Genomic DNA, 7,768 nt, shown 5'->3' on the forward strand with positions numbered 1-7,768 from the left:
TCCCCGCGCCCCTGGATGCGCCCCTTCGGGGCGCCCAGGGGATTGCCGCGCAGCGGCATCTAAGGGGCGCGGGGAACTGCGCGACCAGCCCCCACCGGGCCGCAGACGAAAAGGAGCCCCCGGGGGCCAAGGCGCCGGACGTGCAGCGACCCCGTACCCCTCAGGGGCGCGGGGAACTGCGCGGCCAGCCCCCACTCAGCCGCAGACAAAGGCCGGGCGCAAAAGGGACGCGGGGAACTGCGCGAGCAACCCACCACCGGGCCACAGACAAAGGCCGGGCCTGAAAGGGGCGCGGGCAGCCCCCGCCGGGTCGTAGGCGAAGGGAGCCGGGGGCCGGGCCCCGGGGAGGGGCTCAGGCGGCCAGTTCGGGGGCCGGGGTCGGGCGGACCCGCTTCGCGTCCCGCATCACCACCGCCGCCACCACCGCCGCCACCAGCACCCCCACCCCACTGACCGCGAACGTCGTCGACATCGAGGACGCGAAGGCCTCCCGCGCCGCCCGCACCAGGGACGCGTCACCGTGGGCCGCGACCAGCGCCCCCGCGATCGAGTGCCGAGCGGAATCCGGCGCGTCCGAAGGCATCTCCGCCGCGAAGCCGCTCGACAGCATCGAGCCGAGGATCGCGATGCCCAGCGCCGTACCGGCCTGCTGGATCGTGTCGTTGAGGGCCGACCCCACCCCCGCCTTGTCCGCCGGGATCGTACCCATCAGCGCCCCCACCGCCGCCGGCATCGCCAGCCCCGCACCGAGGCCGAGCAGGCCGAGGGCGACCGCCGGGACGGTGAAGCCGGAGTCCGCCGTGACGGCGGTCAGCAGCGCGAAGGACGAGGCCATGGTCAGCATCCCGGCCAGCACGAGCCACCGGTTGCCCACCTTCGCCGCCAGCCGCGCCCCCACCGTGTTGCCAGCCAGCGCCGTCACCGCCAGCGGCAGGAACGCGAGCCCCGCCTTGACCGGCGAGTACCCGAGGACGAACTGGAGGTACTGGGTGAGGACGAGCAGCAGCCCACCCGTACCGATCTGCACGAGCGCCAGCGACACCGAACCGCCGCTGAAGTTGCGGTGCTTGAACAGGACCAGCGGCACCATCGGCGCGGAGGTGACGTTCTCCCAGACCACGAACCCGGCGAGGGCGACGACCGCGACCGCCAGCGTGACCAGCGAGCGGCCGCCGAACGCCCCGTGCTGCGGGATCTCGATGATCCACCAGATCAGCGCGGTCATCCCCGCCGCCGACAGCACCGCCCCCAGCGGATCCGGCTTCTGCCACGGCGCCTTCGACTCCGGCATCAGGACCAGACCCGCCAGGACAGCCAGCGCCACGACCGGGATGTTGATGAAGAAGATCGAGTGCCAGGAGAAGTGGTCGATGAGTACGCCGCCGAGCACCGGGCTGCCGACCAGGCCGAGCATCGACACCGACCCCCACGCCGCCATCGCCTTGCCGCGCTCCTCCTCGTCGAAGACGGTGATGAGGATCGACAGCGTCGAGGGCATGATCAGCGCCCCGCCGACGCCCATCGCGACCCGTACGGCGATGACTTCACCCGGGTCGGCGCAGAAGACCGCCGCCAGCGAGGCCGCCCCGAAGAGCAGCAGGCCGATGATCATGACCTTCCGGCGGCCGAAGCGGTCGCCGAGGCTGCCGGAGGTGAGCAGCAGGCCCGCGAACACCAGGATGTAGGAGTCGAGGATCCACTGCGTGTCCTGGGCGCTCGCCCCGAGGTCCTCCGTCATCGACGGCACCGCCACGGTCAGCGCCATGCTGTCGATCACCAGCACGAGCGAGCTGAGGCACAGCACGATCAGGATCCACCAGCGGCGTGGGTTACGGGTCTCCATGGTTCCTTCTCCTTCTCAGCGACCTTCTCAGCGACCTTCGGAGCGACGTTCTCAGCGTTGCGTACACCGTTCCGTCGATGCGCACACTGTACGCAGCTGCGTGCACCGTTCGCAAGGATCAATCGCTGTACGCTGGATGCGAACGTCGTACGCACGCACCGCACGCACGTGCCGCAGTGAAGGAGTGCCATGGCCGCCAAGGCGAAGCCGATCCCCTCCGTATGGGCCCGCCAGTCGCGCGAGCCCGACCAGCCCGCGCTCAGCCGGGCGGCGATCGTCCGCGAGGCGGTCGCGATGCTGGACGCCGACGGCGTCGAGGCGCTCAGCATGCGCAAGCTCGGCGCCCGGCTGAACGCGGGCGCGACCTCCCTCTACCGGCACGTCGCCACCAAGGACGAGCTGATGGAGCTCGCGGTGGACGAGGTGTTCGGGGAGATCGCCGTCCCGGCCGCCGACAGCCCCGACTGGCGCGCCGCCACCACCGAGGCCGCCGGGTCCTTCCGCGCGACGGCCCTGCGCCACCGCTGGCTGGCCTCGGTCCTCGGCCAGGCGGGCCTCGCCTATCTGGGCCCCAACCTGATGGCGTTCTCCGAGCGGCTCGCCGCCCTCTTCGCGGGCGCGGGGTTCCCCGAGCCGGAGCGGGCGATCGAGACCGTGCTGTCGTACGTGATCGGGATGAGCACCACGGAGGCGGCCTGGCTCACCACGGTGGCCCGCTCCGGCCGGTCCGAGGCGGACTTCGTCGCCCAGCTCATGCCCGCCGCGCGGCAGGCCGCGGCCGACCACGCGCATCTGGCCGAGTCGTACGCGGCCGCGCAGGCCGTGGACCCGGCCGGGCTGCGCGACGGCAAGTTCGCGTACGGCCTGAACGTGGTCCTGGACGGCCTGGCGCTGCGGCGCGGTCCGGACGCGCGGTAGCCGCGCCTACACCTCCACTTCCAGGGCGGCGAGGCCCCGGATCACGTACCCCGGCTTCCACCGCGGCTCGGCGAGCAGCCGCATGCGCGGGGCCTCGCGCAGCAACAGGCCGAAGGATGCCGCCAGTTCGACGCGGGCGAGGGGGGCGCCGAGGCAGTAGTGGATGCCCGCGCCGAAGCTGAGGTGACGGTTGGCGGCGGCCGGACGGCGTACGTCGAAGGTGTCCGGGGCGTCGAACACGGCCGGGTCCCGGTTGGCGGAGCCGAAGAGCAGCGCGACTTCCGACCCTCGCGGTATGACGGTGCCGCCCACCTCGATGGCGTCGAGCACCCAGCGCTCGAAGAGCTGCAACGGCGTGTCGTAGCGCAGCAGTTCCTCGATGGCGCCGGGCAGCAGTCCGGGCTCGGCGCGCAGCAGGGCGAGCTGCTCGGGGTGGCGGAAGAGCGTCCACCATCCGTTGGCGGTGGTGTTGACGGTGGCTTCGTGGCCCGCGTTGAGGAGCAGGACGCAGGTGGAGATCATCTCCTGCTCGGTGAGGCGGGTGCCGTCGGTGTCGTGGACGGCGATGAGGGCGGAGATGAGGTCGGGGGCGGGGGCGGAGGTGGGGGCGGGGCCGGGGCCAGAGCCGGAGGCTGAAGCCGGGGACCGTCGCCGCTCCCGGATCAACCCCCTCAGGTACTCGGAGAATTCAACGGCCGCTCGGACCGCGCGGGTGGCGGTGTCCTCGGACGGGTTGAGCTCGTACATCCCGCAGATGTCGGCGGACCAGGGCCGCAGGAGGTGCCGGTCGGCTTCCGGGATGCCGAGCATTTCCGCGATGACGGTGACGGGGAGGGGCTCGGCCACGTCGGCGAGGAGGTCTCCGCCGCCGACCGCGACAAAGTCCGTGACGAGGCCGTGGGCGATCCGCTGGACGACGGGTGCGAGTTCCTCGACGCGCCGGGGGGTGAAGGCCTGCGCGACGAGCCGCCGGATCCGGGTGTGATCGGGGGCTTCGAGATCAAGGATCCCCTGGTCGTTGAGGGTGTGGAACGGCTCGTGGGCGGCGGGCGGGGGCGTACGGCCGAACTCCTCGTGGGTGAACCGGTGGAGGTACGTCCGCCCGAGGCGGCGGTCCCTCAGCAGCGCGGAGACATCGGCGTGGTGGGTCACCAGCCACTGGTCGGTGGCGGGGTGGTGGAGCGCGCGGCCGGTGCGGCGGAGCTCCGCGTAGGCGGGGTAGGGGTCGGCCACGAACTGGGCGGAGCCGGGCCGGAAGAGGCTGCTGGTGTCCATGGGGTTTCCTTTCCCCACCCCACCCCTTCCCGAAAGCCCTGGGCCGGGCGGCCGGTCGTCTGCCTGCGGGCCGGTGGGGGCTTGTCGCGCAGTTCCCCGCGCCCCTGAACCTCCCTTCGTCCGCAGCCCGTATGTGGCTGGTCGCGCAGTTCCCCGCGCCCCTGGAAGCGCCCCTTCGGGGCGCCCAGGGATGCCGCGCAGCGGCATTCAAGGGGCGCGGGGCTGTGACATGTGCGGCTCCGCCGCGTGGGCGCGACCAGCCCCCACTCAGCCGCAGACAAAGGCCGGGCCTGAAAGGGGCGCGGGGTGGGGGCGGGCTAGGACGGGGTGATCAGGCGGGACTCGTACGCGTACACCGCCGCCTGGGTCCGGTCCCGCAGCCCCAGTTTCACCAGCACCCGGCTCACATGCGTCTTGATCGTCGACTCCGCCACCACCAGCCGGTCCGCGATCTCCGCGTTGGAGAGGCCCTGGGCGATCAGGATCAGGACCTCCGTCTCGCGGTCCGTCAGCTCCTCGACCTGGACGCCGGTACCCACCCCCCGCCGCCCCGGCGCCGCCCGCGCGAACTCCGTGATCAGGCGGCGCGTCACCGACGGCGCGAGCAGCGCGTCGCCGGAGGCCACCACCCGTACCCCCTCCGCCAGTTGACGCGCGGACGCGTCCTTCAGGAGGAACCCGGACGCCCCCGCCCGCAGCGCCTGGTACACGTACTCGTCCAGGTCGAACGTGGTCAGCACCAGAACCCGCGCCTCCGTTTCCGCCGCCACGATCTTCCGCGTCGCCTCGATGCCGTTCATCTCGGGCATCCGGATGTCCATCAGGACGACGTCCGGGCGGAGTTCGCGCACCTTGGCCACCGCCTCCCGGCCGTCCACCGCCTCGCCGACCACCTCGATGTCGCGCTGCGCGTTGAGCAGGACCGAGAAGCCCTCCCGGACCATCATCTGGTCGTCGACGATCAGTACGCGGATGCTCGTACCGCTCATGCGCCCGTCTCCACCGGGGCCGCCGGGGCCCCCGGGGCCGCCTGGGCCGTCGGCACCGGGATGAAGACCGTCACCTCGTACCCGCCGCCGTCCTCGCCCGCCACCTCGCCCGCCGTCATCTCGCCGCCCAGCATCGCCACCCGCTCCCGCATCCCCGTGATCCCGTGCCCGCTGCCGGGCGACGCGGCGGCCGGGGCCGTCGGCGGGCCGTTGACCACCCGCAGGCCCACCCCGCCCAGCACATAGCCGACCTCCACCCGCGCGGCCGCGCCCGGCGCGTGCCGCAGGGCGTTGCTGAGGGCCTCCTGGATGATGCGGTACGCCGACAGCTCGACGCCCTGCGGGAGTTCGCGCGCCGCGCCCGTGACCACCTTGGTCACATCGAGCCCGGCGTCGCGCACGTTCGTCAGGAGCCGGTCGAGGTCGGCGAGGGTGGGCTGGGGCGCGTCCGGAGCCTCGTAGTCCTCCGCGCGTACGACACCGAGCACGCGGCGCAGCTCGGTCAGCGCGGCCACCGCGTTCTCGCGGATCGTGGCGAACGCCGCCGTCAGCTCCTCGGGCGGGTCCTCGACGCGGTACGGAGCCGCCTCCGCCTGGATGGCGACCACCGACATGTGGTGCGCGACCACGTCGTGCAGCTCGCGCGCGATGGTGGTGCGCTCTTCGAGCACGGTCCGCTTGTCCCGTTCGACGGCGGTGACCGACTGCTCGACGGTGATCTTCCGCTCCGCGTCCCGGCGTACGTTCACGACGATGGCGATCAGGAGCAGGATCGCGGACGTGACGCTCATCAGCCCGGTGTTCGTCTGCCTGCCGTACTCGGGCGCGGAGAGCTGCATCACGAAACCGAGCAGCAGCGTCAGGACCCACATCCACACGGCGGTCCGGGGCCGCGTGCGCAGCGTCACCACGACCATCACGGCGAGCTGCGCGAGCAACGCGCCCGGCCCCCACCCCCAGCCGGAGAAGCCGGAGTGCCCGCCGAGGAAGTTGTCGAGCATCGTGGCCGCGCACACCGCCCACCAGGCGCCGACCGGCCGTATGAGGGTCAGGGCGACGGGCACCCCGGCGAGCAGGCCCGACCCCGCCCACACGACGACCCCCAGCCCTCCGCCCTGGGTCCGCTCGGTGTACGTGATCATCGTGGCGCAGAACGCGACGAAGACCACGGCCGCGTGCGGGCTCCAGGCGGCGTAGTGGCGCAGCCGGTCGGGCAGATGGCGGGTGAGCGGGCCGTCCGTACGCATCGGCGGCAGCGGCCGGTAGGCGAAGGCGTCCCGGAACAGGTCCCGGCGGAGCCCGCCGAACACGTCCATGGCGAGCAGGAATTCGGGGCTGCGGCCGCCGTTGCCGGGCGTGCCCCCCGGCGAGGGGCTGATGGTCTCGGTCTCGGTCACGTGCCCACGGTAGGCGGGGGCGGGTGCCCGGGGCGTCCCCTGCGGTGCGGATCCGGCGGGGTCCGTCTCAGGTACTACGGGGGCGTCTTACGGGGGTGTCTTACGGGGGTGTCTTACGGGGGTGTCTTACGGGGGCCTCTTACGGGGGCGTCTGCGGGCCGGGGCGCTAGTAAGCCAGCTGCGCGATCTCCTCGGCCACGACCGCGCAGGCGTCGGCGGCGGGGTCGATGAGGGGGAAGTGGCCGACGCCTTCGAGGAGCGTGAACCCGACGGGCTCCCCGGCCCGGGCGGCGGCATCGGCGTACGCCTCGGCCACGGCCCGCGGCACGACGATGTCGTCCCGGCCCTGGACGAGGGTGGTGGCGATGCCGGTGGGGAGGAGGGCGGAGGGATCGGAGAACGGGGCGCGTTCCTCCAGCTTCCCCGCCCCTCCGAGGAGTTGAAGGACCGCCCCGTCACAGACGTCCAGCGCCAACGCCGTGGTGAAGTCGGCGATGGGGGCGAGGGCGACGACGCCGCGGAGGGGGACGGGGGCGGGGGCGTGCCACGGGGAGCCGGGCGGCAGTACGTGGCGGGCCGCGGCCCACAGGGCGAGGTGGCCGCCGGCGGAGTGGCCGGTGAGAACGGTACGGCGGAGGTCGGCGGTGGGCAGGTGCGTACGGGCGAGGGCGGGGAGGGCGTCGAGGGCGGCGGCCACGTCGTCGAACGTGTCCGGCCACCGTCCGGCGACGGGGCCGTCGCCGCCCTGCTTGGGCAGCAGGCCGCCGCGCCGGTACTCGACGTTGGCGACGGCGAACCCGCGGCGGGCGAGGAAGTCCACGAACGGGGTGAGATGCGCCCGGTCGTACCGCTCGCGCCAGGCGCCGCCGTGGAGGGCGACGACGAGGGGAGCGCCGGGCTCGTCCCTCCTGGGTGCATAGAAGTCGACGACCTGGTCGGGGTGGGGGCCGTACGGGGCGGTGGCGTCCGGGGCGACGACGGGATGCGCGAAGGCCGCGGCGGCCTCGGCGGCGTCTTGGGCGACGGGGTCGTCGTGCATGCGGCACCTCTTCTTCGGTGGGGGCGGACGCGGACGCGGACGCGGACGCTACCAGCGGGGTGGGGTGCGGGCACGCCCCGCCCGGCCCGGCCCGGCGCGCCCTGGGAGCTCCGCGCCCCTTATCGGCCCGGTGCTCGCCTGCGGCCCGGTGGTGGGCTGATCGCGCAGTTCCCCGCGCCCCTAAAAGATCCGGTCGGCTGCGGACCGTGCCGGGTTGCTCGCGCAGTTCCCCGCGCCCCTGGATGCGCCCCTTCGGGGCGCCCAGGGGATTGCCGCGCAGCGGCATCTAAGGGGCGCGGGGAACTGC

6 protein-coding genes are annotated in these 7,768 nt (G+C 73.3%); 1 reads left to right on the forward strand and 5 read right to left on the reverse strand.

The window, feature by feature from the left end:
- Positions 1 to 352: 352 nt before the first annotated feature.
- A complete protein-coding gene (locus AB0G17_RS37100; protein WP_361392640.1) occupies positions 353 to 1,843 on the reverse strand; it encodes an MFS transporter in 1,491 nt (496 codons plus the stop codon).
- Between the two features lie 189 nt (positions 1,844 to 2,032).
- Between AB0G17_RS37100 and AB0G17_RS37105 the strand changes: the two genes are divergently transcribed.
- Positions 2,033 to 2,761 carry a TetR/AcrR family transcriptional regulator C-terminal domain-containing protein gene (locus AB0G17_RS37105; protein WP_361392643.1) on the forward strand — a complete coding sequence of 243 codons (729 nt, stop codon included), beginning with the start codon at positions 2,033 to 2,035 and terminating at the stop codon, positions 2,759 to 2,761.
- Positions 2,762 to 2,767: 6 nt separating this feature from the next.
- Here the strand turns inward: AB0G17_RS37105 and AB0G17_RS37110 are convergent, their stop codons facing one another.
- From AB0G17_RS37110 to AB0G17_RS37125, 4 genes are all read right to left on the reverse strand, one after another.
- Complete coding sequence (locus tag AB0G17_RS37110) at positions 2,768 to 4,036, reverse strand: cytochrome P450 (protein ID WP_361392646.1); 1,269 nt, start codon at positions 4,034 to 4,036, stop codon at positions 2,768 to 2,770.
- 317 nt (positions 4,037 to 4,353) lie between these two features.
- Entirely contained in the window at positions 4,354 to 5,025 is a 672-nt protein-coding gene (locus tag AB0G17_RS37115) for a response regulator transcription factor (RefSeq protein WP_361392649.1), read from the reverse strand.
- Positions 5,022 to 6,341, reverse strand: a complete 1,320-nt coding sequence (locus AB0G17_RS37120; RefSeq protein ID WP_361392655.1) for a histidine kinase — start codon at positions 6,339 to 6,341, stop codon at positions 5,022 to 5,024. The genes AB0G17_RS37115 and AB0G17_RS37120 overlap by 4 nt, the downstream gene beginning before the upstream one ends.
- 247 nt (positions 6,342 to 6,588) lie before the next feature.
- Positions 6,589 to 7,461: an alpha/beta hydrolase gene (locus tag AB0G17_RS37125; RefSeq protein ID WP_361392652.1), complete on the reverse strand. Its 873-nt coding sequence runs from the start codon at positions 7,459 to 7,461 to the stop codon at positions 6,589 to 6,591.
- Positions 7,462 to 7,768 lie beyond the last annotated feature (307 nt).

Source organism: Streptomyces sp. NPDC023838 (assembly GCF_040639555.1).
In the GTDB taxonomy this organism is placed as follows: Bacteria; Actinomycetota; Actinomycetes; order Streptomycetales; family Streptomycetaceae; genus Streptomyces.